The organism is Angustibacter peucedani (assembly GCF_054779595.1).
The window spans coordinates 1-22,136 of sequence record NZ_BAAGXY010000039.1; the positions used below are offsets into that span (position 1 = coordinate 1).

Here is a 22,136-nt window from a genome sequence, read left to right on the forward strand (position 1 = left end):
GGTCGCGGCCGCCGCTGCTGCCGCGGTCGTCGTCGCCGGCACGGGCGTCGCCGTCGCCACGCGCGGCGGGCACCACGGCCCGCGCACCGCGGCCACCGCGAGCGTCGACGTGCAGCAGGTCGTGGCCCTGGCCCTCGCCAAGGACGGCCAGCTGACCGGCATCTCGCTGCTGGCGAGCGGCTCCGGCACCCCGCAGCAGGTGCTGGTGCCGAGCCGGCTCCTGCTCGACGTCCCGGGCGCCGGCCGCCTGCCCGTCGCCCAGTCGCTCGCCCCCGGTGCGTCCGCGCCCGGCGCCGCCGTGGCCGACGCGCTCGAGATCCGCGTCGCCGGCACCTGGGTGCTCGACTCGGCGTCCCTCGACACGCTGGTCGACAGCGTCGGCGGCATCACGGTGGACGTCGACGCCGACGTCCCGGCCTCGGCCGACCCGGGTGCCGCGATCGTCGTCACCGCCGGCGCCCACCAGAAGCTGAACGGCGCTCAGGCGGTGGCCTTCGCCCAGCTGCTCGTCGACGACGACCCCGAAGCCACGCGGCTGGCCCGCCAGGAGCAGGTCGTCACGGCGCTGCTCGCGGCGCTGCCGGCCGACCCCGCCCAGCGGCGCGCGTTCGTGGTCGGGCTGCCGGGTGCGCCGACGGGCGCCGTGCTCGACGCGGTGCTCGCCGTGACCGGTGACCTCAAGGAGCCGGCCGCGCAGGACGCGGTCGCCTCGACCGTCGTCCCGACCCACGACCTCGACACCGGCGGTGCCGTCACGGCCTACGGGCTCGACAGCGCGGCCGCCGCGACCATGGTGCACGCGCGGTTGGCCGGCGCCGAGATCGTCAGCCCGCCGGGTGGTCGGCTGCGGGTGCTCGTGCAGAACGGGGTCGGCTCGCCCGGCCTCGGCGACGGTGCGCGCTCCAAGCTCGTCGCCGCGGGGCTGCGCTACGTCGGCGGCGGCAACGTCGACGGCTTCGGCGTCACCGAGTCGCTCGTGCTGCTGCCCGACGGCAGCTCGGACAGCCGGGATCGCGGCCTCAGCGTCACCAAGGCGCTCGGGCTGCCCGACTCGGCGCTGCGGATCAGCGACAGCAGCCCGACCGTCGCCGACCTCGTCGTGGTGCTGGGCGCGGACTTCAAGGCCAGCTAGCGGGCGTGGGAGACTGGAGCGCCCCGGACGACCGGGGCGTCCGTCGTCCCCACCCTTCTCGAGGAGCACCCGTGCCAGCGTCCGACCGCGCCCGCGAGCTCGTGCTCGCCGCGGCGCACGCCGCGGCGGACAAGCTCGCCACCGACGTCGTCGCCATCGACGTCAGCGAGCAGCTCGTCATCACCGACGCCTTCGTGCTGGCCTCGGCCCCCAACGACCGGCAGGTCTCGGCCATCGTCGACGCCGTCGAGGACGCCCTGCGCCAGCACGACGCGAAGCCGCTGCGCCGCGAGGGCGAGCGCGACGGCCGCTGGGTGCTGCTCGACTACGCCGAGGTCGTCGTGCACGTGCAGCACGACGAGGAGCGCACCTACTACGCGCTCGAGCGGCTCTGGAAGGACTGCCCGCTGATCGAGCTGCCGGACGACGCGCGCGGGCGTCCGCGCTCGGCCGGCGACGCGTTCGGGCTGGGCTCGACCAGCGGCGGGGCCGGCGCGGAGCAGGCGTGAGGTACGGCCGCCAGGTGCTGCTGCTGCGGCACGGGCAGACGCAGTGGAACGCCGACGGCCGGTTCCAGGGCCAGACCGACATCGACCTGGACGACGTGGGCCGGCTGCAGGCCGAGCGCGCGGCGTCCGAGCTGGCCCGGCTCTCGCCGTCCGCGATCGTCTCGTCGGACCTGCGCCGCGCGCGCGACACCGCGTTCCCGCTCGGCCAGCTGACCGGCCTGCCGGTGACCACCGACGCGCGGCTGCGCGAGACGTACGCCGGGCAGTGGCAGGGCATGCTCGCCGCCGACATCCAGGAGGCGTTCCCCGACCTGCGGGCCGCCTGGCGGGCCGGCGAGGACGTGCGCCCCGGCGGTGACGGCGAGCGGCGCGTCGAGGTGGGTGCCCGCGTTGCCGCCGCGGTCGACGAGCACGCCGCGCAGCTCCCGGACGACGGCCTGTTGGTCGTGGTGACCCACGGCGGCTCGATCGCGACCGGCGTCCAGACGCTGCTCGGCGTCCCGCCCGAGTGCTGGCCGGTGGTCAGCGGCGTCGGCAACTGCCACTGGAGCGTGCTCACGGCGCAGCGGGCGGGCGGCTGGGTGCTCGAGGAGCACAACGCCTTCTCGCTGCCCGAGGAGGTCGTGGGCGACGAGTCGTGAGCCGGTGGGGGCCGACCCCGTTTGGACCGGACGGCGGCCGTCGGGCTAGACTTGCTCCGCTCCTTCGGGAGCAGCTGGGGCTGTGGCGCAGCTGGTAGCGCACTTCCATGGCATGGAAGGGGTCAGGGGTTCGAGTCCCCTCAGCTCCACCCGATCGACGAAGGGCCCGTCACCTGGTGACGGGCCCTTCGTCGTGCCCGGGCGCGGTGCGGTCGGCGGCGTGGTCGGCGGCGCGGTCGGCGGTGCGGTCGGCGGTGCGGTCGGTGGTGCGGTCGATCTCGGCGAGCAGCCAGTCGCACCAGGCCAGCACCTGCTCCTCGTGGCCGAGCCCCTGGCGCAGCGTCGCCCACGCGCCGAACGTCGGCGAGCCGATGCCGAGGGCCACCTCGTCCTGGTCGAAGGTCGCCCCCTCGGCCCGGTAGGTCTCGAGCGTCGCGGCGTGCTCGGCCCGCACCTGCTCGACGAACGCCCTCGCGCGGGCGGGCTCGACCATCCACAGCGACCGGACCCGCAGCATCAGCTCGGAGCGACCGGGCTGCGGCGGCACCGGGGTGTCGACCCAGGCGCGCAGGGCGGCCCGGCCGGCGGCGGTGATCCGGTACTGCTTGGTGTCGCGCGGGCCCGGGCCGTCGACGACGCGGTGCCGCACCAGGCCGTCGGCCTCGAGCCGGGCCAGCTGCGGGTAGATCTGGCTGTGCTGCGCGGTCCAGAAGTAGCCGATCGGCCGCTCCATCCGGCGGGCCAGCTGGTAGCCGGTGCGCGGCCCGTCGGCCAGCAGGCCGAGCAGCGCGTGGCCGAGGGTGCTCACGCGCGCTACGCTACCCGGCTATGTCACGGTTGACATACACCCTGGTGGTCGTGTCGCTGCTGGCCGCGTGCTCGGGTACGGCGGACGGGGGAGCGGCAGCCCGCTCGACGACGACCGCGACGGCGTCTCCGACCCCCAGCGCCACCCCCACCGCGTCGCCGACCGCCACCGAGGTGCGGTCGGTGCCGCCGCCCGAGCAGCCGTCGTCGGTCAGCGAGCGGTGCGGTGGACCGCAGGGACCCACCGCCCGCGACGTCGTGGTGCCCGGCCCCGCCGGAGCGCGGCTCGCCGCCTACGACGTGGGCACCGGGTCGACCGTCGCGGTGCTGCTGCACCAGACCGGTGCCGACAGCTGCGGCTGGTGGCCGTACGCCAGCTACCTCGCGTCGACGCAGCGCCTGCGGGCCGTCGCCGTGGACTTCTGCGGCTACGGGCGCAGCACCTGCCCGGCGGCGCTCGAGCGCGACCAGGTGCGCCAGGTGGCGCTAGTCGTGCGGTGGCTGCGAGCGCACGGCGGACGGCGCGTGGTGGTCGTCGGCGCGTCGATGGGCGGTGCGGTCGCGCTGGCCGCCGGCGCCACGGTGCCGGTCGAGGGCGTGGTCGACCTGTCCGGCCCCTCGCACTGGCCGGGCGTCGAGGTCGACCGGGTCGCGCCGCGGGTGCGGGTGCCCGTGCTGGTGGCGATCAGCCCGGTCACGGACGGCGTCGAGCACGACCTGGTGCAGCGGGCCTTCGCCCGGATCCCGGTGCGCGACAAGGAGTTCCTCAGCGCCGACGAGGGACACGGGTGGGGACTGGTCACCGGGGTCGTGGCCGGGAGCCCGGGGCTGCTGCCGCTGGCGCCGGTCGTGGCCGAGCGGGTGCGGGGTCACCGGGACGACGGCTGACCCACACCCGACCGAAAGATGCGCTTTGCCCTGTCTTGACCGATCCGTCGTTAGCGTGAGCCAGCCTTCACGGCACCCACACCGCTACGGACCGGAGACCCCGATGATCCTGGCCAGACGTCGCGCCGCCCTGCTCGCGACCACCGCCCTGCTGCTCGGCGCCGCGCCGACGGCCGCCCCCGCGGCCCTCGCCGCCTCGGCCCCCGCCTCGACCCGGACGACGACCGCCGCCGCGGCCGCACCCCTGACCGTCGCGCAGGCGCGGGCCACGCAGAACGGCTCGACCGCCACGGTGCGCGGCTACGTCGTCGGCCAGCCGACGTCGTCCACCACCGTGGTGACGTCCGGGTTCCCGAGCGACTACGCGATGGCGCTGGCCGACCGGGCCGGCGAGACCAGCACCGGCTCGATGCTCTACGTGCAGATCCCCTCGAGCTTCCGGGCGCAGTGGGGGCTGAAGAGCAACCCGTCGCTGATGGGCCGCCAGGTCGACGTCACCGGCGCGCTGGCCGCGTACTTCTCCCGGCCGGGCCTGACGTCGTCCAGCGCGTTCGCCGACGCGGGCGGCGGTTCGACCGACCCCGGTGGCGGCGGTGACCCCGGCACCGACCCGGGCACCTACTACGCGGCGGCCGCCGGCAAGAGCGGCAACGACCTGAAGGTCGCGCTGCACCAGATCATCTCGACCGGCGTCAGCAAGCTCACCTACGACCAGGTCTGGGACGCGCTGAAGGTCACCGACGAGGACCCGGACAACAGCGCGGACGTGATCGAGATCTACAGCGGCCGCTCGATCGCCAAGTCCAGCAACGGCGGCGGCGTCGACGACTGGAACCGCGAGCACGTGTGGGCCAAGTCGCACGGCGACTTCGGGACGGCGACCGGCCCCGGCACCGACGTGCACCACCTGCGGCCCGAGGACGTCAGCGTGAACTCGACGCGCGGCAACAAGGACTTCGACGAGGGCGGCAGCGCCGTCTCGCAGTGCTCGGGGTGCTTCAGCGACGCCGACTCGTTCGAGCCGCGCGACGCCGTCAAGGGCGACGTCGCAAGGATGATCTTCTACATGGCCGTGCGCTACTCCGGCGACGACGCCTGGCCCGACCTCGAGGTCAACGAGTCGACGTCGAACGGCTCGGCGCCGTACATCGGCAAGCTGTCGGTGCTCAAGCGCTGGAACGACGAGGACCCGCCGGACGCGTTCGAGCAGCGTCGCAACCAGGTCATCTACGACCAGTTCCAGCACAACCGCAACCCGTTCGTCGACCACCCGGAGTGGGTCGACTCGATCTTCTGACCGACCGCACCCGGCGTCGACCCGGCGCCGACACGGCGTCGACCGGGTGGCCCCCACGGCTCAAGGTGGGGGCCACCGGTGACGACACAGCACGGGTGACGGAACCGCTCTCCCGACCCGAGCGCAGCACCAGCGTCCCCGGGTGGACCTTCGACGCCGTGGCCGGCGTGCTCGCCGCCGCCGGCGCGGTCGGCGTCGGGCTGACCCTCGACCCGGCCTGGGCCGTGATCTGCGTCGTCGCCTGCGCGGTGGCGGCGCTCGGCTCGTCGCGGCTCGCGCAGCTGGCGGCCGTGCTGGCGCTGGGCGGCACGGGGTGGCTGGCCGGCTTCGGCCGCGACCTCGTCGAGACGTCCGACTGGTCGCTCGACCGGTCCGTCGGCTGGGGTCGCGCGCTGGGGGCGCTGCTCGTGGCCGGCGCGGTGGCGGTCGTGGTCCACCGGCGGTTCCACCGCAACGAGCAGGAGGTCGAGCAGGCGTTCGCGTTCGCGCAGGACGCGACCGTGCACGACCCGCTGACCGGCCTGGCCAACCGCAAGGGCCTGGCCATGCTCGGGGCGCAGATCCTCGAGACCGCCCGCCGTCGTGGCGACGCGGTCTACTGCATGTTCCTGGACGTCGACGGGCTGGCTCGCGTGAACGCCGAGCTCGGCCACTCGGCCGGCGACGACGTGCTGCTCACGGTGTCGGAGGCGCTCTCGCGCTCGACCCGCGCCACCGACGCCGTCGCGCGCTGGGGCGACGACGAGTTCGTGGTCGTGGGGCCCGGCACCGGCCTGGCGCCCCTGGAGATGGAGCGCCGCGTGCGGGCCCGCTGCCTCGAGAACTCGCCCGTGCCGCGCGAGCAGTGGGCGGCGCGGATCAGCGCGGGCGGTGCGGTGCTCGAGCCCTGGGACGACGGCGACGTCGACTCGTTGCTGCGCCAGGCCGACCGCGAGATGCACTTGCGCCGGGCGCTGCGCCGCGAGGCCGCCGCCCCGCCCTACCGGCCCGTGCGGCTGGACCCGAGCCCGCGGCCGCCGGACTCCCGTCGTCCCGCCGGCTGGCCGGACTGACCGGGCGCTGAACGTACCTGGCACGCCGCGCTAGCGTGCGGCGCGTGACCGGTCGGCTGCTCGTCCTCGGCGACTCGCTGACCTACCACGGGCCGTCCGGGCCGGTGCTCATCACCGACCCGCGGCTGTGGCCGCAGCGCGTCGGTTCGGCCCTCGGCCGCGACGTCGACCTGCTGGCCCGTCAGGGCTGGACGGCCCGCGACGCCTGGTGGGCGCTGACGAAGGACCCGGTCGCCTGGTCGGTGCTGCTGCCGCGCGCCGACGTGCTGGTGCTCGCCGTCGGCGGCATGGACGCGCTGCCCGCCAGCCTGCCGACGTACCTGCGCGAGGGCATCGCCTACCTGCGTCCGGCGCCGCTGCGCCGTCGGGCGCGGCGGTGGTACCGTGCGGCACACCCGGCCGTCGTGCGCGCGGTCGACGGCCGGTGGCGGACCCTGCCACAGACCGCGACCGACCACTACCTCTCGCGCGTGGTCACCGGCGCCCGGTACTACCGGCCGGGACTGCGCGTGCTGGCGCTGGCGCCGCCGCCGTGGCGCTCGCAGGACCACCCCTCGCAGCGCTCGCACGCGCCGTCGGTGCGGGCCGCGCGGGCGTGGGCGGCCCGCGAGGACGTCGCGCTGGTCGAGCTCGACCCGGTGGTCGGGCCGGCGCTCGCGGCGGGAGGCGGCAACCCCGACGGGCTGCACTGGGACTGGCCGACGCACGCCGCCGTGGCGGACGCGGTGCTCGCTCGCCTGCGCGCGGACGAGCACGGCACTGCGCTAACCTGAACGGGTGCGAGCCGTCCTGCTCCTTAGCCGGCCGCGCTGACCTCGAGAACGGGTGCGTCCCTGCCGGGCCCCGCACGACTCCGCGTCAGCGCGGCAGACCCCTCCTGCGCCCTCCTGCGCCCAGGGGTCTTCGTGTGTCTGGCAGGCGCACGCAGGTCCGGCACCGTGACGACGACAGGACCATCATGAGCGACACGACCGACACGAGCGCCGCCGGCACCACCTCCGCCGGCGAGGGCGCGGACGTCCCGGCCCACCGTTACACCGCGGCCCTGGCCGGGCGGATCGAGCAGGACTGGCAGGACCACTGGGAGTCCGAGGGCACCTTCGTGGCGCCGAACCCTGCCGGACCGTGGGCCGACCCCGAGGGGGTCGCCGGCCGCGAGAAGCTCTACATCCTGGACATGTTCCCGTACCCCTCGGGCAAGGGCCTGCACGTCGGGCACCCGCTGGGCTACATCGCGACGGACGTCTACGGGCGCTACCAGCGCATGTGCGGCAAGAACGTGCTGCACGCCCTGGGGTACGACGCGTTCGGCCTGCCGGCCGAGCAGTACGCGGTGCGCACCGGGCAGCACCCCCGCAAGACGACCGAGGACAACATCACCACCATGCGACGCCAGCTGCGCCGCCTGGGCCTGGCCCACGACCCGCGCCGCTCGCCCGCGACGACCGACGTCGAGTTCTACCGCTGGACCCAGTGGGTGTTCCTGCAGGTCTACAACGCGTGGTTCGACGCGGACGCCGACGGCGGCCGCGGCCGGGCCCGGCACGTCGACGACCTGGTGGCCGAGCTGGCCGCTGGCACCCGCCCGGTGCCCGGCGGCAAGCGGTGGTCGGAGCTGAGCCGGCGCGAGCAGCGCGAGGTCGTCGACGGCCACCGGCTGGCGTACGTCGCCGAGGCGCCGGTCAACTGGTGCCCCGGACTGGGCACGGTGCTGGCCAACGAGGAGGTCACCGCCGACGGTCGCAGCGACATCGGCAACTTCCCGGTCTTCAAGCGCGACATGCGCCAGTGGATGATGCGCATCACCGCCTACGGCGACCGGCTGCTGGACGACCTGGACCGGCTGGACTGGCCCGAGCCCGTGAAGCTGATGCAGCGCAACTGGATCGGCCGCAGCGAGGGCGCCCAGGTGCGCTTCGGCCTGGTCGGCCACGACGCCGGGATCGAGGTCTTCACCACCCGCCCGGACACGCTGTTCGGGGCGACGTTCATGGTGCTGGCGCCCGAGCACCCGATGGTCGGCGACCTGGTGCCGTCGACCTGGCCGGACGGCACCCGCGACGCCTGGACGGGAGGCGCGGCCACCCCGCGCGAGGCCGTCGACGCCTACCGGGCGCAGGCTGCCGCGAAGTCCGAGCTGGAGCGCCAGGCCGAGGGCCGCGACAAGACCGGCGTCTTCACCGGTGCCTTCGCGATCAACCCGGTCAACGACCAGCCGGTGCCCGTCTTCGTCGCCGACTACGTGCTGATGGGCTACGGCACGGGCGCGATCATGGCCGTACCGGCGCAGGACGAGCGCGACTGGGCCTTCGCCACGACCTACGAGCTGCCCGTGGTGCGCACCGTCCAGCCTCCGGAGGGCTGGGAGGGCGAGGCGTTCACCGGCGACGGGCCGGCGGTCAACTCGGCCAACGACGAGGTGTCGCTGGACGGCCTGCCCGTGGCCGAGGCCAAGCGCACCATCATCGAGTGGTTGCAGCGCAAGGGTTCTGGCGAGGGCACGGTCACCTACCGCCTGCGCGACTGGCTGTTCAGCCGGCAGCGCTACTGGGGCGAGCCGTTCCCCGTGGTGTACGACGACGACGGCCTGCCGGTGGCGCTGGCCGAGAGCATGCTGCCGGTCGAGCTGCCCGAGGTCGACGACTACAGCCCGCAGCAGCTGGACCCGGACGACGTCACCTCCGAGCCGGTGCCGCCGCTGGCCCGGGCGGGGGAGTGGGCCGAGGTCGAGCTGGACCTGGGGGACGGCCCGCGCACCTACCGCCGCGAGCTGAACGTCATGCCGCAGTGGGCGGGCTCGTGCTGGTACGAGCTGCGCTACCTGGACCCGGCCAACGAGAAGGCGTTCGTCGACCCCGAGAACGAGGCGTACTGGATGGGACCGCGGGGCCTGGCGCCCAACGGTGCTCCCGACACCGGTGGTGTCGACCTGTACGTCGGCGGCGTCGAGCACGCCGTGCTGCACCTGCTGTACTCGCGGTTCTGGCACAAGGTGCTGTTCGACCTGGGCCAGGTCAGCAGCGACGAGCCCTTCCGGCGGCTGTTCAACCAGGGGTACATCCAGGCCTACGCCTACCGGGACGAGCGCGGCCAGACCGTGCCGGCCGCCGAGGTCGAGGAGGTCGACGGCAGGTTCACCTGGCACGGCGAGAGCGTCACCCGTGAGTACGGGAAGATGGGCAAGTCGCTGAACAACATCGTCACGCCCGACGACATGTACGACGCCTACGGCGCCGACACGTTCCGGGTGTACGAGATGTCGACCGGCCCGCTGGACGCCTCGCGGCCGTGGGAGACGCGGGCCGTCGTCGGGTCGCTGCGCTTCTTGCAGCGCCTGTGGCGCAACGTCGTCGACGAGGACTCGGGCACGACGACGACCAGCGAGGACGCGCCGTCCGACGCCGACCTGCGGGTGCTGCACCGGACGATCGACGGCGTGGCGCACGACTACGCCGGGCTGCGGTTCAACACCGCGGTGGCCAAGCTCATCGAGCTGAACAACCACCTGACCCGGCTGGACGCCGTGCCGCGCGCCTTGGCCGAGCCCTTGGTGCTGATGACCGCCCCGCTGGCCCCGCACGTGGCCGAGGAGCTGTGGCGGCGGCTGGGGCACGGCGAGTCGCTGGCCCACGAGCCGTTCCCGCAGGCCGACCCGGCGCTGCTGGTCGACGAGACCGTGACGTGCGTCGTGCAGGTGCAGGGCAAGGTGCGCGAGCGCCTGGAGGTGCCGCCCGGCATCGACGACGACGCGCTGCGCGAGCTGGCGCTGGCGAGCGAGAAGGTGACGGCTGCGCTGGCCGGTCGCGCGGTGCGGACCGTCGTGGTGCGCGCGCCCAAGCTCGTGAACGTCGTCCCGGAGTAGGTCGTGGGCGTCGCCGTCGTCACCGACTCCACCGCGTACCTCGACCCCGAGGACGTGCAGCGGCACGGCGTGCGCGTCGTGCCGCTGCAGGTGGTGGTCGGGGGCACGGCGCACGACGAGGGCGTCGAGATCACGTCGGCCGAGGTCGCGGCGGCGCTGCGGTCGTGGACGCCGGTCTCGACGTCCCGGCCCAGCCCGCAGGCGTTCCTCGACGCGTACACGGCTGCGGCGGAGGACGGCGCGGACGCGGTCGTGTCGTTGCACATCTCCGCCGACATGTCGGGCACCTACGAGTCCGCCGTGCTCGCCGCGCGCGACGCCCCGGTGCCCACCACGGTGGTCGACTCGCGCTCGATGGGCATGGGCCTCGGCTTCCTGGTGCTGGACGCCGCGCGGGCGGCCGCCTCGGGTGCGGACGCCGAGCAGATCGCGCAGCAGGCGCGCGAGCGGGCGGCGCGGTCGAAGGCGTTCTTCTACGTCGCGACGCTCGAGCACCTGCGTCGCGGCGGGCGGATCGGCGCGGCCGCGGCCCTCGTCGGCTCCGCCCTCGCCATCAAGCCGTTGCTGGTGCTGGACGACGGGAGCATCTCGCCGCTGGAGAAGGTACGGACGTCGAGCCGTGCGCTGGCGCGGCTCGAGGAGCTCGCGGTGGCCGCGGTCGGCGACAACCGCGCGTCCGTCGCCGTGCAGCACCTGGACGCGGCCGAGCGCGCCGACGCCCTCGCCGCCCGGCTGCGCGAGCGGCTGCCCGACCTCCCCGACGTCGTGGTGGCCGAGGTCGGCGCGGTGGTCGGCGCTCACGTCGGACCCGGCATGGTGGCGGTCGTGGTGGTGCCGGGGTGAACGACCCCGCGCCGTGGGTGGTCGCCGCGCTGGTGGTCGGCGGCTACCTGCTGGGGGCGGTGAACCCGGCCGCGATCCTCGCGCGGGCGCGCGGCGTCGACCTGCGGGCCTTCGGGTCGGGCAACCCCGGTGCGACCAACGTGGCGCGGGTGCTCGGCCGGCGGTGGGGCGTCGTGGTCGGGCTGCTCGACGTCGCGAAGGGCGCGGGCCCGGCGCTCCTGGCGCTGGCGCTCGTCGGCCGGCCGTGGGCCTACGCGGTGGCGGCGGCGGCGGTGCTGGGTCACGTGACCTCTCCGTTCCTCAAGGGTCGTGGTGGCAAGGGCGTCGCGACGTCGCTCGGGGTGCTGCTCGCGCTCGGCTGGCTCTGGCTGGTGGCCGTGGTCGTCGTCTTCGTCGTGGTCGTGTCGGTGACCCGCTGGGTGGCGGGCGCCTCGGTGGCCGCGGCCATGGCGCTGCTGCCCGTCTGCCTCGTGCTGCCGCCGGTGTGGGGCGGTGAGGCGGACCGGTGGTCGCGGCTGTTCGGGGTGCTGCTGGTGCTGGTCGTCCTCGGTCGGCACCGCACCAACCTGCTGCTGCGCTGGATGGCTCGCAAGACACGCATCAGCACCTGAGGACGACCGCACCCTGGGTTGTCCACTGTGGACGACGGCTCGTCCCGTCATCCACAGACCCGCTGCGGCGCAACGGACCTGGTGGCGGCGACGACCTAGCGTCGCCGGCATGGACCTCGACACCGCAGCCCGCTCCTCCCGCGACGACGGGCCGGGTCGCCACCGCGTGCTGGCGCGGCTCGACGACGCGGCCGTGCGCGTTGCGGTGCGCACCGGGGTGTCGCCGCGCGCCGTCGTGGGGCTGCTCGTCGTCGCGCTGGCGGTCGCCGGGGTGCTGGGGGTGCGCGTGCTGCTGGCCCGTTCGCGGTCGGCTCCGGTGCCGATGGCGCCCGCCGGGGTGCAGACGCCGCTCGTCCCGGTCGCCGCCGTCCCGTCGGCGTCGGTGACGGCGACGGCGACGACCGCGTCGGCCGCGGGGGCGCGCGCCACGGCGGCTGCGCCCCTGGTGGTGCACGTCGTGGGTCGGGTCCGCCACGCGGGCGTGGTGCGCCTACCACCCGGTTCCCGAGTGGAGGACGCCGTCGAGGCCGCGGGTGGTGCCGCACCAGGTGCCGACCTGGCCGCGGTCAACCTGGCGCGGCTGGTGGTCGACGGCGAGCAGGTGGTGGTGCCGCGCCCGGGCGAGCCGGCCGTGGCAGCGGCCGGACCTGCCGCCCCGGCGGGAGGCGCGGCAGCGAGCAGCTCCGCGGGCGGGACACCGGGCGGCGCCGCCGGGGAGGTCGTCGACCTCAACACGGCGACGACCGACCAGCTCGACGTGCTGCCAGGCGTCGGCCCGGTGCTCGCCGGACGGATCGTCGAGTGGCGGACGACGCACGGCCGGTTCAGCACGGTCGACGAGCTGAGCGAGGTCAGCGGCATCGGCGACAAGGCGATGGAACGGCTGCGGCCGCTGGTCCGGGTATGAGCCCCGGCGACCTGCGGCTGCTCGTCCCGGCGGTCGTCGCCTGGGGCGTGGTCGCCGCGACGCTGGGGACGGCTCCCGGGCTGCGGGCGGTCCTGGCCGCGTGCGCCGCGCTCGTCGGTGGCCGCCTTGCCGTCCGGCTGCTGCGTGGTCCGCGCCGGCCCGGGCGGCACGCCTGGCACGTCGCCGGTGGGGGAGCGGCGGCCGTCGCCCTGGCGCTGGTGGCCTCGGCGATCGCGCTCGGCGCCGCCGGACTGCAGACCTGGCGGCGCGAGGCGGGCACGACCCGGTGGTTGGCCGACCAGGGGGCGGTGGTGCGGCTTCGGGCCACGGTCGCGAGCGACCCGCGGGCGGTGGCGCCGCAGCCCGGGTCGCGCGGGACGGCCGGGACGGTGCTGGTGCAGCTGTCCCTGCACGGGGTGGACGGCCGGGGGCTGCGGTCGGCGGTGCGGGCGCGGGTCCTGGTCTTCGGCACGCCGGACTGGCGCGGCCTCCACCTCGGCGAGCAGGTCGAGGCGACCGGACGGCTCGCGCCGGCGCGGCGCGGGGACGACGTGGTGGCGACCGTGACGGCTCGGGGGCCGCCGCAGGTGGTCGGTCGCGCGCCGCGGGTCGACCGGGTGGCCGAGCGGCTGCGGTCCGGGCTGCGACGCGCCTGCGCCGGGCTGCCCGCCGACGCGCGCGGCCTGCTGCCGGGGCTGGTGGTGGGCGACACCTCGCTGCAGCCGGCCGACCTCGGCGAGGCGATGCGGGCCACCGGGCTCACCCACCTGTCGGCCGTGAGCGGCACCAACACGACATTGGTCTGCCTCGTCGCGCTGGCCCTGGGGCGGGGCGCCGGCCTCGGGCACCGGGCCCGGCTGGTCGTCGCCGGGCTGGTGCTGGTCGGGTTCGTCGTCCTGGCCCGTCCCGAGCCCTCGGTGCTGCGCGCCGCCGTGATGGGCGCGCTCGGGCTGCTGTCGTTCGGCACCGCGCGCCGCCGGGCTGCGCTGCCCGTGCTCGCGGCGACCGTGCTGGCGCTGCTCGTCGCGGACCCGTGGCTGGCGAGGTCGTTCGGGTTCGCACTGTCGGTGCTGGCCACGCTGGGCCTGCTGCTCGTCGCGCAGCCGTGGACGGAGGCGCTGTCGCGCCGGCTGCCGCGCCCCCTGGCGGCCGCGGTGGCGGTGCCCTTGGCGGCGCAGGCGTTCTGCGGTCCGGTCGTCGTGCTGCTCTCAGGCCAGGTCAGCCTGGTCTCGGTGCCCGCGAACCTGCTGGCCGAGCCGTGCGTGGCGCCCGCCACCGTGCTCGGCCTGGCCGCGGCCGTCGCCTCCGTGACCGCACCTGGGCTGGCCGCGCTGCTCGCGCACGTGGCCGGGGTGGCGTGCTCGGCCATCGCGCTGGTGGCGCGCGCCGGTGCGAGGGTGCCCGGCGGGCAGTTGGGCTGGCCGGGGGGTGCAGGCGGCGCCGTGCTCCTCGCGGTCCTCACCGTGGCCGCTGCGGTCGGCGCGCCGCACCTGCGCCGCACCGCGCAGCGCCGGCCGCGAGCAGCCGCCCTGGCTGTCGGGGCCGTGCTGGCCCTCGTGCTGGCGGCGCGAGCGCCGGTGCCCGGCACGCGGGGATGGCCGCCGCCCGGGTGGGTGCTGGTGGTGTGCGACGTCGGGCAGGGCGACGCCCTGGTGCTGCGCACGGGCACCGGGCGGGCCGTGCTGGTCGACGCCGGTCCGGCGCCGGACGACGTCGACCGCTGCCTGCGCGAGCTCGACGTCCGCACGCTCGACCTCGTGGTGCTGACCCACTTCCACGCCGACCACGTCGACGGGCTGCCCGGCGCGCTGCGCGGACGGCGGGTCGGCCAGCTGGTCACCACGATCGTCGACGACCCGGCCGAGCAGGCGCGGCAGGTCCGGCGGCAGGCCGCGGCCGCCGGCGTCCCGGTGCGCACCGTCGTCGACGGCGAGCGGGTGCGGCTGGGCGACGTGTCGTGGCAGGTGCTGTGGCCGGCCCGCGTCGTCCACGACGGATCGGTGCCCAACAACGCCAGCATCGTGCTGCGCGTCGACGCGGGCGGCCTGCGGCTGCTGCTGCTCGGCGACGTCGAGCCCGCTGCCGCGCGCCAGGTCGCCGCCCGCGTGGCCGCGCTGCCCGGCGGTCCGCGGGTCGACGTCCTCAAGGTGGCGCACCACGGCTCGGCCCAGCAGGACCCGCAGCTGCTCGCCGAGACCGCGCCCCGGCTGGCGCTCGTGAGCGTCGGCGCCGACAACGACTACGGGCACCCGTCACCCGCGCTGCTGCGCCTGCTCGCCGGCCAAGGCGCCACCGTCGCCCGCACCGACCGGCAGGGCGACCTGGCCGTCGTGCGGCGCGCGGGCGGCCCCGCGCTGGTGGTGAGCGGACCGCGCCCGCACGCCGTCGGTCCTCGGCGATAGCGTCGGACCATGACGCCACCGCCCGCCAGCCGCCGTCCGCCTGCCGCGGCGGGCGAGGCCGACCCGAGCGGTCCGCTGCACCTGGTGACCGGGCCGGAGGACCTGCTCGGCGACCGCGCGGTCGACCGGGTCGTCGCCGCCGCCCGGGGCCGCGAGCCCGACGTCCAGGTGGTCGACGTCGACGCCGCCGGGTACACGGCCGGCGACCTGCAGGCGCACGCCAGCCCGTCGCTGTTCGGCGAGGGCACCGTGCTCGTCGTCCGGGGGCTCGAGGACGCGCCCGACGAGCTCGTGGTCGACGCCAAGGCGCTGGTCGAGCAGCCCGAGCCCGACGTCGTCCTGGTGCTGAGGCACCGCAGCGGCCAGCGCGGCAAGGCCGTGCTCGACGCCGCCAAGAAGGCCGGCGCGGCCGTGCACGACTGCCCCAAGATCACCTCGGACGCCGACAAGACCTCGTTCGTGACGCACGAGTTCCGCCAGGCCCGCCGGCACGTGACGCCGGACGCCGTCGCCGCCCTGGTCGAGGCGCTCGGCCAGGACGTGCGCGAGCTCGCCAGCGCCTGCGCCCAGCTCATGGCCGACACCACTGCGCCCGACGGCAAGGCCGAGGACGCGCCGTCCATCGACGCCGCCGTGGTCGAGCGGTACTACGGGGGCCGCGTCGAGGCCACGGGGTTCAAGGTCGCCGACGCGGCGATCGGCGGCCAGACCGACCAGGCGCTGGGGCTGCTGCGGCACGCCCTGCAGTCCGGCGTCGACCCGGTGCCGCTGGTGGCGGTCCTCGCGATGGGCCTGCGAGGGCTGGCCAAGGTCTCGAGCGCCGGGTCGATGCGCTCGGCGGACGTCGCGCGCGACCTCGGCATGGCGCCCTGGCAGGTCGACAAGGCGCGGCGGCAGCTGCGCGGCTGGTCGCCGCAGGGGCTCGCCGACGCCATCGAGGCGGTCGCGTCGGCCGACCTCGCGGTCAAGGGCGGCCTGCCGGTCAAGGGCAAGCGGGCCGGCGACCCGGTGTACGCCGTCGAGAAGGCGGTGCTGCAGATCGGCGCCGCGCGCCGGCACCGCGACTGACCCGCCAGCGCGACCGAGCCCCGACGTGAACACCGCAGGCCCCGGGACGACGACGGCGCCGGTCCCGTCACGGGACCGGCGCCGTCGTCGACGCGGGGGCTACCTCAGAGCGAGGCGGCCTTCGACGCGAGGGCGGACTTGCGGTTGGCCGCCTGGTTCTTGTGGATGACACCCTTGCTCGCGGCCTTGTCGAGCTTGCGCGACGCGGTGGCCACGGCGTCCTTGGCCTTGGCGGCGTCACCGGACTCGATGGCCTCGCGGGCGTTGCGGATGTGCGTGCGCAGCTCGCTCTTGACCGCCTTGTTGCGCTCGGTGCGCTTGGCGTTCGTGCGGATGCGCTTGATCTGGGACTTGATGTTCGCCACGGGTTGGACTCTCTCAGTCAGCTTCGATGTACAGGTCAGGTCGAGGGCGTCGAGCTGCTCCGGACCGGAGGTGGTGGGGACACCTGTGACGGGAGTCGCTCTGCGCACGCACGACACGGCGTGCACGCGACGACCAAATCTACCAGCGAGGACCCCTCGCGACCAAAGCGAGCCTCAGCGCCAGCCGTGCCGGGCGCGCAGCGCCGCGGCGACCTCGTCGAAGCGCGCCCGGTCCAGCCGCCCGCCCTCGCGCCGCACCGCGCCCTGCTCCACCCGCAGCACGCGGTCGACCCGCACCTCGCTCGGCCGCCCTCGGCTGTCCCAGGCCCCGCTGCCGAGGTCGAGCCACTCGCGCCCGTGCCGGGCCTCGTCGGCCGCGTCGCGGTCGTGGTCCTTGCTGGTCAGCATGAGCGCGAGCAGGTGGTGACCGTCGCGGCCGACCACCAGCACCGGCCGGTCCTTGCCCTGGGAGTGGTCCTCCTCGTAGGGCACCCAGGTCCAGACCACCTCGCCCGGGTCGGCGACGCCGTCGTCGTGCGGGTCGTAGGTGACGGTCGCGCGGCCCTCGAAGTCGCCCGCGTACCCGCCGTGCGGCGCGGCGGACGACGAGCGGCCGGCTGCACCGGCCCGGCCGCGTCGCGACGGCGCGCTGCGGCGTCCGGACGAGCGGGTGCGGCGACGCAGCTCGCGCTCGCCCTCGCGGGCGGCGGTGCGCGCGAGGGAGCGGCCGAGGCTCAGCAGGACGTCGCGCAGGGGCACCGGCCCAGCCTAGCCAGCCCCGGTCGGATCAGCGCTCGTCGTCGTGGCGCTGCACGTGCACCTTGCTCAGCCGCACGGTCTCGCCGTCCTGGCAGCGCACGACGTGCCGGCTGCTCGTGGCACCGCCGACCTCGACCAGCGTCGCGCGGTGCCCGCGGTGCGCGCCCGCGATCACCTGCACGTCGTCGCCGATCTCCAGCGTCTGGTCCGTCACGGCCATGCGTCCTCCTCGTCTCCTTCGTCATCGTGGTGCAGGCCCCGTCCGGTTGCACCCGCGAGAGGGGCCAATTCGTTGCAGCCGGCCTTGACCCCTGCGCGCGCCCTCGCGAGGCTGGCCCCGTGGCCGATCCCGAGCAGCTGCGCGAGCACGCCCTGGCCCAGCCGGGTGCCTGGCCGGACGAGCCGTGGGAGGGCGATACCGTGGCCAAGGTGGGCGAGAAGATCTTCGCCTTCCTGGGCCGGGAGACCATCGGCCTGAAATGCGGACGCACCCGCGACGAGGCCGACGAGTGGCTCGAGCGCTACCCCGGCGCCGCCAGCGTCATGCCCTACATCGGGCGCTACGGCTGGAACACCCTGCGCCTGGACGGCCCGATCCCGGACGACGAGCTGCTCGAGGCGCTGGACGCGAGCTACGCGGACGTCGTCGCGCGCCTGCCGAAGAAGCAGCGCCCGGGTGGCGGCAGCTCCTAGGCCAGAGCCGGGACCAGCGCCTCGACCAGCGGGCGCAGCCGGTCTGCCCGGGCGGCCTGCCACGGCCGGAAGGTCGGCAGACCGGAGTGCGCCGGCAGCAGGCTGTTGCGGCGCATCATGCCGGCCATCGCGACCGCGAAGCGCGAGGCGTCCGCCGGCAGAGGTGCCAGCAGCTCGAGGGCCGCGGCGACCGGGTCGGCCGCCGGGTCGTCGACCCCCGAGCCGACCACGTCGCACGCCAGCAGCGCGACGTCCAGCCACGCCGCCCCGGCGCACGCGAAGTTCCAGTCGACCAGGGTGGCCAGCCCGTCGTCGTCCACCAGCGCGTTGTCGCAGCGGCAGTCGTGGTGCACCAGAGCGTCGCCGACGGTCCAGCTCCGCCATCCCTCCACGAGCGCGGCGCACCGCGGGGCCAGGGCCTGGTCGCGCGGGTCGAGCGGTGCGGACGGGTCGTTCGCCAGCACCGCCCAGCCGTCCAGGTCGGGCAACCGGTCCAGGGCGGGGGGCAGGCCGGGCGGTGCCCGGTGCGCGGCGACCTGCTCGACCGCCCGGACGACGGGGGCGACGGCACCTGCTCGCCAGGGCGGGCCGGCCGATCGTCCCGGTGCCACGGTCAGCACCAACCCGATCCAGGGGCCGATCATGACCGTCCCCAGCAGCGTCGGGCGTGGAAGGGTCGTCAACGCCTCGATCGCCCGGTAGGCGGCGATCTCGTCGGCGTAGAGCTGGTACGACCGCTCGTTGACCTCCCGGGTGCTCACCTTGGCGAACACCTCGCGGCCGTCGTCCAGCGAGAGCACCGCGGCCGGGCCGGGCGACATCCCGCCGTGCACGTCCCGCGCCTGCCGGACGTCGGCGCGGACGACGTGCTGCACCGCGGCGACGACGGCAGCGGGCAGCTGCGCCCAGGGCAGGCGGGACGTGAAGCCGCTCACCCGACGTCCCAGCCACGGCGGGCGCCGAGCCAGTCGAGGAAGGTGCGGGCGTAGCGGCGCTGGTGCACCCGCACGAGCTCCGGACCTCCCGGCCAGAGCGGGTCGTCGGCGTGGGCGAGCATGTACGCCGCGATCGTCGCGAGCCAGGTGTCGACCGCGGCGGGGTCGACGTCACGGGTCAACGGGCTGCGCGCCAGCCAGCCCTCGGCGTCCAGGCCGTCGGCGCGCACCAGCGGCAGCAGCCCGACGAAGTCGGTCCAGGCGGCGCCACGCACCAGCCAGTTCCAGTCGACGAAGACCGCCCCGTAGGGGCCGACCAGCACGTTGTCGGCCCGCAGGTCGAAGTGGCACGCGGTGTCCCCGGTCAGGTGCTCGGGCACGGCGGCCACCAGCGCGTGCAGCTCCGCGTACCGCTGCGGCAGCCACGCGGGCTGGCCCCAGGTCAGCGCCAGCTCGCCCGAGGCGAGCCGCTCGAAGCAGCTGACGATCTCGGCGTCGCCGCTGAGGTCGTCCGCCAGCTCGGGCAGGTCCAGGTCGTCCGGCGCTGGCGTCAGCGCGTCGACGCTCGCCCGGCAGGCGGCGTGCACCGCCTCGAGGTCGGGCTCGGTCCAGGGCTGGGGGAGCCGGCCGTCGAGGGCCTCGGCGACGACCACCTGCCACTCGTGCTCGTCGGCGGTCCCGGCGTCCAGGTGGCCCTGGCCGACGTAGCGGGCTGCCGGCGCGCCGGACGGCAGGGCGGCGAGCACGCGGGCCTCCTGCGCGTAGGCCGCCACCAGGTGCGGGTTGCGCGACGAGCCCGCCTTGGCGAACACCCGCCGTCCGTCGGCGAGGTGGACGACGGCCGCGAAGCCGCCGGTGAAGCCGCTGCCGGGCGGGTCGTCGGCCCGCACGACGGGGGAGCCGGCCGCGGTGCCCACCAGCTGCTGCACCGGTGCCGGGAGCTCGGACCAGCGCGGTCGCTCGCAGGTGGCGGTGTAGTCGACGGTCGGTACGTCGTCCTGGATCCCCATGCGGCCCCATCCTCCCTGCCCGCCCCGTGCGGCGCACCGAGGTTTCCGCGCGGCGTGGGAGGATGGTCCGTCCGCACCTGCGCCGTCCGGCGCCGCGCCCCGAACCTGACGAGGTCCACCGCTCGTGTCCCCCATGGCCCGCACAGCGCTGCTCCCTGCCGCGACGCCACCGGACCTGATCCGGAACTTCTGCATCATCGCCCACATCGACCACGGAAAGTCGACGCTGGCCGACCGCATGCTGCAGATCACCGGCGTCGTCGACGCGCGCGCCATGCGGGCGCAGTACCTCGACCGCATGGACATCGAGCGCGAGCGCGGCATCACCATCAAGAGCCAGGCCGTGCGGATGCCCTGGGAGGTCGCGGGCCAGGCCTACGCGCTCAACATGATCGACACCCCGGGCCACGTCGACTTCACCTACGAGGTGTCGCGCTCGCTCGCCGCCTGCGAGGGCGCGGTGCTCCTCGTCGACGCCGCGCAGGGCATCGAGGCGCAGACGCTCGCCAACCTCTACCTGGCGATGGAGAACGACCTGGCCATCGTGCCGGTGCTCAACAAGATCGACCTGCCGGCGGCCCAGCCGGAGAAGTACGCCGACGAGCTGGCCCACCTGATCGGCTGCGAGCCGGACGACGTCCTGCGCGTCTCGGGCAAGACCGGTGAGGGGGTCGAGGTGCTGCTCGACCGCATCGTCGACGAGCTGCCCGCCCCGGTCGGCGACGCCGACGCCCCGGCCCGCGCCATGATCTTCGACTCGGTCTACGACACCTACCGCGGCGTCGTCACCTACGTGCGGGTGGTCGACGGCCACCTGAGCCCGCGCGAGCGGATCGTCATGCTCTCCACCAAGGCGCAGCACGAGCTGCTCGAGATCGGCGTCAGCTCGCCCGAGCCCGAGCCCACCAAGGGACTGGGCGTCGGCGAGGTGGGCTACCTCATCACCGGCGTGAAGGACGTGCGCCAGTCGCGGGTCGGCGACACCGTCACCAACGCCGCCAAGCCGGCGTCCGAGGCGCTGGGCGGCTACCGCGACCCCAAGCCGATGGTGTTCTCGGGCCTGTACCCGATCGACGGCTCGGACTACCCCGACCTGCGCGACGCGCTCGACCGGCTCAAGCTCAACGACGCCGCGCTGGTCTACGAGCCCGAGACGTCGGCGGCGCTCGGCTTCGGCTTCCGCGTCGGCTTCCTCGGCCTGCTGCACCTCGAGATCGTCCGCGAGCGGCTCGAGCGCGAGTTCGGCCTCGACCTGATCTCGACCGCGCCGAACGTCGTCTACGACGTCACGATGGACGACCGCACCGAGGTCGTGGTCACCAACCCGTCGGAGTACCCGGTGGGCAAGATCTCCGACGTCCGCGAGCCGGTGGTGCGCGCGACGATCCTGGCGCCGTCCGACTACGTCGGCGCGATCATGGAGCTGTGCCAGACCCGGCGCGGCACGTTGCGCGGCATGGACTACCTGTCCGAGGACCGCGTCGAGATGCGCTACACGCTGCCGCTGGCCGAGATCGTGTTCGACTTCTTCGACATCCTGAAGTCCAAGACGCGCGGGTACGCCTCGCTCGACTACGAGCCGGACGGCGACCAGTCGGCCGAGCTGGTCAAGGTCGACATCCTGCTGCAGGGCGAGCAGGTCGACGCCTTCAGCGCGATCGTGCACAAGGACAAGGCGTACGCCTACGGCGTGATGATGGCCGGCAAGCTGCGCGAGCTCATCCCGCGCCAGCAGTTCGAGGTGCCGATCCAGGCCGCCATCGGCTCGCGCGTCATCGCGCGCGAGACGATCCGCGCCATCCGCAAGGACGTGCTCGCCAAGTGCTACGGCGGTGACATCACCCGCAAGCGCAAGCTGCTCGAGAAGCAGAAGGAGGGCAAGAAGCGGATGAAGATGGTGGGCCGGGTCGAGGTGCCGCAGGAGGCCTTCATCGCCGCGCTGTCCAACGAGGCCGTGCCCGACAAGGCGAAGAAGTAGGTCAGGCGCCCTTCGGCCGGCCGGCCAGCTCGTAGGAGTCGGCCAGCAGCTCCTCGAGCTCGTCGGCGCCGACCCGCCCGAGCCGCACCAACACCAGGTCGGGGGAGCGCTCGTGGTGCGGCGTCCAGAAGTACGTCTGCGGGTCGGTGCCGTGCAGCGCGTCGCGCTCGCGGGTCTTGACGGTCAGCACGTCGTCGTCCCACATGCGCGCCATCAGCGTGCGCGCGAACCACGCGGGGCGCTGCCAGCTCGGCCGCTCGACCACGCCGGGCAGGTCCAGGCAGAGCCGCCGGACGTCGTCCTCGCTCGTCATGGCACCACCCTGGCGCACGCGCGCGCTCGTTGACAGGGGGCGGGGCCAGGACCACGCTCGTGCC

The 22,136-nt window shown here is 75.1% G+C and carries 22 protein-coding genes and 1 tRNA gene; 16 read left to right on the forward strand and 7 right to left on the reverse strand.

Annotation, left to right across the window (positions count from 1 at the left end):
* From ACYVJ4_RS08575 to ACYVJ4_RS08590, 4 genes are all read left to right on the forward strand, one after another.
* Positions 1-1,132, forward strand: a 1,132-nt coding sequence (locus tag ACYVJ4_RS08575; protein WP_460459704.1) for an LCP family protein, incomplete at its 5' end; no start/stop codon positions are given.
* Between the two features lie 71 nt (positions 1,133-1,203).
* Positions 1,204-1,641: a ribosome silencing factor gene (rsfS, locus tag ACYVJ4_RS08580; RefSeq protein ID WP_460459705.1), complete on the forward strand. Its 438-nt coding sequence runs from the start codon at positions 1,204-1,206 to the stop codon at positions 1,639-1,641.
* The gene (locus tag ACYVJ4_RS08585) at positions 1,638-2,282 is read left to right on the forward strand and encodes a histidine phosphatase family protein (protein ID WP_460459706.1); all 645 of its coding nucleotides are present in this window, start codon (positions 1,638-1,640) and stop codon (positions 2,280-2,282) included. The genes rsfS and ACYVJ4_RS08585 overlap by 4 nt, the downstream gene beginning before the upstream one ends.
* A 76-nt stretch (positions 2,283-2,358) precedes the next feature.
* Positions 2,359-2,431: transfer RNA gene (locus ACYVJ4_RS08590), tRNA-Ala, on the forward strand.
* A gap of 20 nt (positions 2,432-2,451) precedes the next feature.
* Here ACYVJ4_RS08590 and ACYVJ4_RS08595 read toward each other — a convergent pair.
* Positions 2,452-3,090 (reverse strand): PadR family transcriptional regulator, encoded by a 639-nt coding sequence (locus ACYVJ4_RS08595; protein ID WP_460459707.1) that lies wholly within the window; start codon positions 3,088-3,090, stop codon positions 2,452-2,454.
* Positions 3,091-3,110: 20 nt separating this feature from the next.
* Here ACYVJ4_RS08595 and ACYVJ4_RS08600 point away from each other — a divergent pair, with 20 nt between their 5' ends.
* The 10 genes from ACYVJ4_RS08600 to holA all read left to right on the forward strand — a co-directional run bounded on the left by ACYVJ4_RS08600 (position 3,111) and on the right by holA (position 16,019).
* On the forward strand, positions 3,111-3,977 hold the full coding sequence (locus tag ACYVJ4_RS08600; protein WP_460459708.1) for an alpha/beta fold hydrolase: 867 nt from the start codon (positions 3,111-3,113) through the stop codon (positions 3,975-3,977).
* A gap of 103 nt (positions 3,978-4,080) precedes the next feature.
* A complete protein-coding gene (locus tag ACYVJ4_RS08605; RefSeq protein ID WP_460459709.1) occupies positions 4,081-5,274 on the forward strand; it encodes an endonuclease in 1,194 nt (397 codons plus the stop codon).
* 95 nt (positions 5,275-5,369) lie between these two features.
* Complete coding sequence (locus ACYVJ4_RS08610) at positions 5,370-6,326, forward strand: GGDEF domain-containing protein (RefSeq protein ID WP_460459710.1); 957 nt, start codon at positions 5,370-5,372, stop codon at positions 6,324-6,326.
* Positions 6,327-6,370: 44 nt separating this feature from the next.
* Complete coding sequence (locus tag ACYVJ4_RS08615) at positions 6,371-7,099, forward strand: GDSL-type esterase/lipase family protein (RefSeq protein WP_460459711.1); 729 nt, start codon at positions 6,371-6,373, stop codon at positions 7,097-7,099.
* Between the two features lie 185 nt (positions 7,100-7,284).
* Complete coding sequence (gene leuS, locus ACYVJ4_RS08620) at positions 7,285-10,188, forward strand: leucine--tRNA ligase (protein WP_460459712.1); 2,904 nt, start codon at positions 7,285-7,287, stop codon at positions 10,186-10,188.
* Positions 10,189-10,191: 3 nt separating this feature from the next.
* Entirely contained in the window at positions 10,192-11,031 is an 840-nt protein-coding gene (locus tag ACYVJ4_RS08625; RefSeq protein WP_460459713.1) for a DegV family protein, read from the forward strand.
* Positions 11,028-11,642 (forward strand): glycerol-3-phosphate 1-O-acyltransferase PlsY, encoded by a 615-nt coding sequence (plsY, locus tag ACYVJ4_RS08630; protein ID WP_460459714.1) that lies wholly within the window; start codon positions 11,028-11,030, stop codon positions 11,640-11,642. The genes ACYVJ4_RS08625 and plsY overlap by 4 nt, the downstream gene beginning before the upstream one ends.
* 109 nt (positions 11,643-11,751) lie before the next feature.
* Positions 11,752-12,549, forward strand: a complete 798-nt coding sequence (locus ACYVJ4_RS08635) for a helix-hairpin-helix domain-containing protein (RefSeq protein ID WP_460459715.1) — start codon at positions 11,752-11,754, stop codon at positions 12,547-12,549.
* Positions 12,546-14,951, forward strand: coding sequence for a ComEC/Rec2 family competence protein (locus ACYVJ4_RS08640; protein ID WP_460459716.1), 2,406 nt, complete (start codon positions 12,546-12,548; stop codon positions 14,949-14,951). The genes ACYVJ4_RS08635 and ACYVJ4_RS08640 overlap by 4 nt, the downstream gene beginning before the upstream one ends.
* Before the next feature lie 9 nt (positions 14,952-14,960).
* The gene (holA, locus tag ACYVJ4_RS08645) at positions 14,961-16,019 is read left to right on the forward strand and encodes a DNA polymerase III subunit delta (protein ID WP_460459717.1); all 1,059 of its coding nucleotides are present in this window, start codon (positions 14,961-14,963) and stop codon (positions 16,017-16,019) included.
* Between the two features lie 104 nt (positions 16,020-16,123).
* Here the strand turns inward: holA and rpsT are convergent, their stop codons facing one another.
* The 3 genes from rpsT to ACYVJ4_RS08660 all read right to left on the reverse strand — a co-directional run bounded on the left by rpsT (position 16,124) and on the right by ACYVJ4_RS08660 (position 17,363).
* Positions 16,124-16,384, reverse strand: coding sequence for a 30S ribosomal protein S20 (gene rpsT / locus ACYVJ4_RS08650; protein WP_460459718.1), 261 nt, complete (start codon positions 16,382-16,384; stop codon positions 16,124-16,126).
* A gap of 174 nt (positions 16,385-16,558) precedes the next feature.
* Positions 16,559-17,143 (reverse strand): type II toxin-antitoxin system PemK/MazF family toxin, encoded by a 585-nt coding sequence (locus tag ACYVJ4_RS08655; protein ID WP_460459719.1) that lies wholly within the window; start codon positions 17,141-17,143, stop codon positions 16,559-16,561.
* Between the two features lie 28 nt (positions 17,144-17,171).
* Positions 17,172-17,363: a KOW domain-containing RNA-binding protein gene (locus tag ACYVJ4_RS08660; protein WP_460459720.1), complete on the reverse strand. Its 192-nt coding sequence runs from the start codon at positions 17,361-17,363 to the stop codon at positions 17,172-17,174.
* Between the two features lie 119 nt (positions 17,364-17,482).
* Between ACYVJ4_RS08660 and ACYVJ4_RS08665 the strand changes: the two genes are divergently transcribed.
* Positions 17,483-17,836, forward strand: a complete 354-nt coding sequence (locus ACYVJ4_RS08665) for an MmcQ/YjbR family DNA-binding protein (RefSeq protein WP_460459721.1) — start codon at positions 17,483-17,485, stop codon at positions 17,834-17,836.
* Here ACYVJ4_RS08665 and ACYVJ4_RS08670 read toward each other — a convergent pair.
* Together ACYVJ4_RS08670 and ACYVJ4_RS08675 are read right to left on the reverse strand one after the other, a co-directional pair.
* Positions 17,833-18,771: a phosphotransferase gene (locus tag ACYVJ4_RS08670; protein WP_460459722.1), complete on the reverse strand. Its 939-nt coding sequence runs from the start codon at positions 18,769-18,771 to the stop codon at positions 17,833-17,835. The genes ACYVJ4_RS08665 and ACYVJ4_RS08670 overlap by 4 nt on opposite strands.
* A complete protein-coding gene (locus tag ACYVJ4_RS08675) occupies positions 18,768-19,781 on the reverse strand; it encodes a phosphotransferase family protein (RefSeq protein ID WP_460459723.1) in 1,014 nt (337 codons plus the stop codon). The genes ACYVJ4_RS08670 and ACYVJ4_RS08675 overlap by 4 nt, the downstream gene beginning before the upstream one ends.
* 133 nt (positions 19,782-19,914) lie before the next feature.
* On the opposite strand from ACYVJ4_RS08675, the gene lepA reads away from it, so the two are divergent.
* The gene (lepA, locus tag ACYVJ4_RS08680; RefSeq protein ID WP_460459724.1) at positions 19,915-21,759 is read left to right on the forward strand and encodes a translation elongation factor 4; all 1,845 of its coding nucleotides are present in this window, start codon (positions 19,915-19,917) and stop codon (positions 21,757-21,759) included.
* A gap of 1 nt (position 21,760) precedes the next feature.
* Here the strand turns inward: lepA and ACYVJ4_RS08685 are convergent, their stop codons facing one another.
* Positions 21,761-22,072: an MmcQ/YjbR family DNA-binding protein gene (locus ACYVJ4_RS08685; protein WP_460459725.1), complete on the reverse strand. Its 312-nt coding sequence runs from the start codon at positions 22,070-22,072 to the stop codon at positions 21,761-21,763.
* Positions 22,073-22,136: the final 64 nt, after the last annotated feature.

Bases quoted from the DNA above. Each gene is read 5' to 3' on its own strand.
- ACYVJ4_RS08600 (WP_460459708.1), top strand. From the start codon at position 3,111: ATGTCACGGTTGACATACACCCTGGTGGTCGTGTCGCTGCTGGCCGCG.
- ACYVJ4_RS08605 (WP_460459709.1), top strand. From the start codon at position 4,081: ATGATCCTGGCCAGACGTCGCGCCGCCCTGCTCGCGACCACCGCCCTG.
- leuS (WP_460459712.1), top strand. From the start codon at position 7,285: ATGAGCGACACGACCGACACGAGCGCCGCCGGCACCACCTCCGCCGGC.
- ACYVJ4_RS08635 (WP_460459715.1), top strand. From the start codon at position 11,752: ATGGACCTCGACACCGCAGCCCGCTCCTCCCGCGACGACGGGCCGGGT.
- ACYVJ4_RS08640 (WP_460459716.1), top strand. From the start codon at position 12,546: ATGAGCCCCGGCGACCTGCGGCTGCTCGTCCCGGCGGTCGTCGCCTGG.
- holA (WP_460459717.1), top strand. From the start codon at position 14,961: ATGACGCCACCGCCCGCCAGCCGCCGTCCGCCTGCCGCGGCGGGCGAG.
- ACYVJ4_RS08660 (WP_460459720.1), bottom strand. From the start codon at position 17,363: ATGGCCGTGACGGACCAGACGCTGGAGATCGGCGACGACGTGCAGGTG.
- ACYVJ4_RS08675 (WP_460459723.1), bottom strand. From the start codon at position 19,781: ATGGGGATCCAGGACGACGTACCGACCGTCGACTACACCGCCACCTGC.
- lepA (WP_460459724.1), top strand. From the start codon at position 19,915: ATGGCCCGCACAGCGCTGCTCCCTGCCGCGACGCCACCGGACCTGATC.
- ACYVJ4_RS08685 (WP_460459725.1), bottom strand. From the start codon at position 22,072: ATGACGAGCGAGGACGACGTCCGGCGGCTCTGCCTGGACCTGCCCGGC.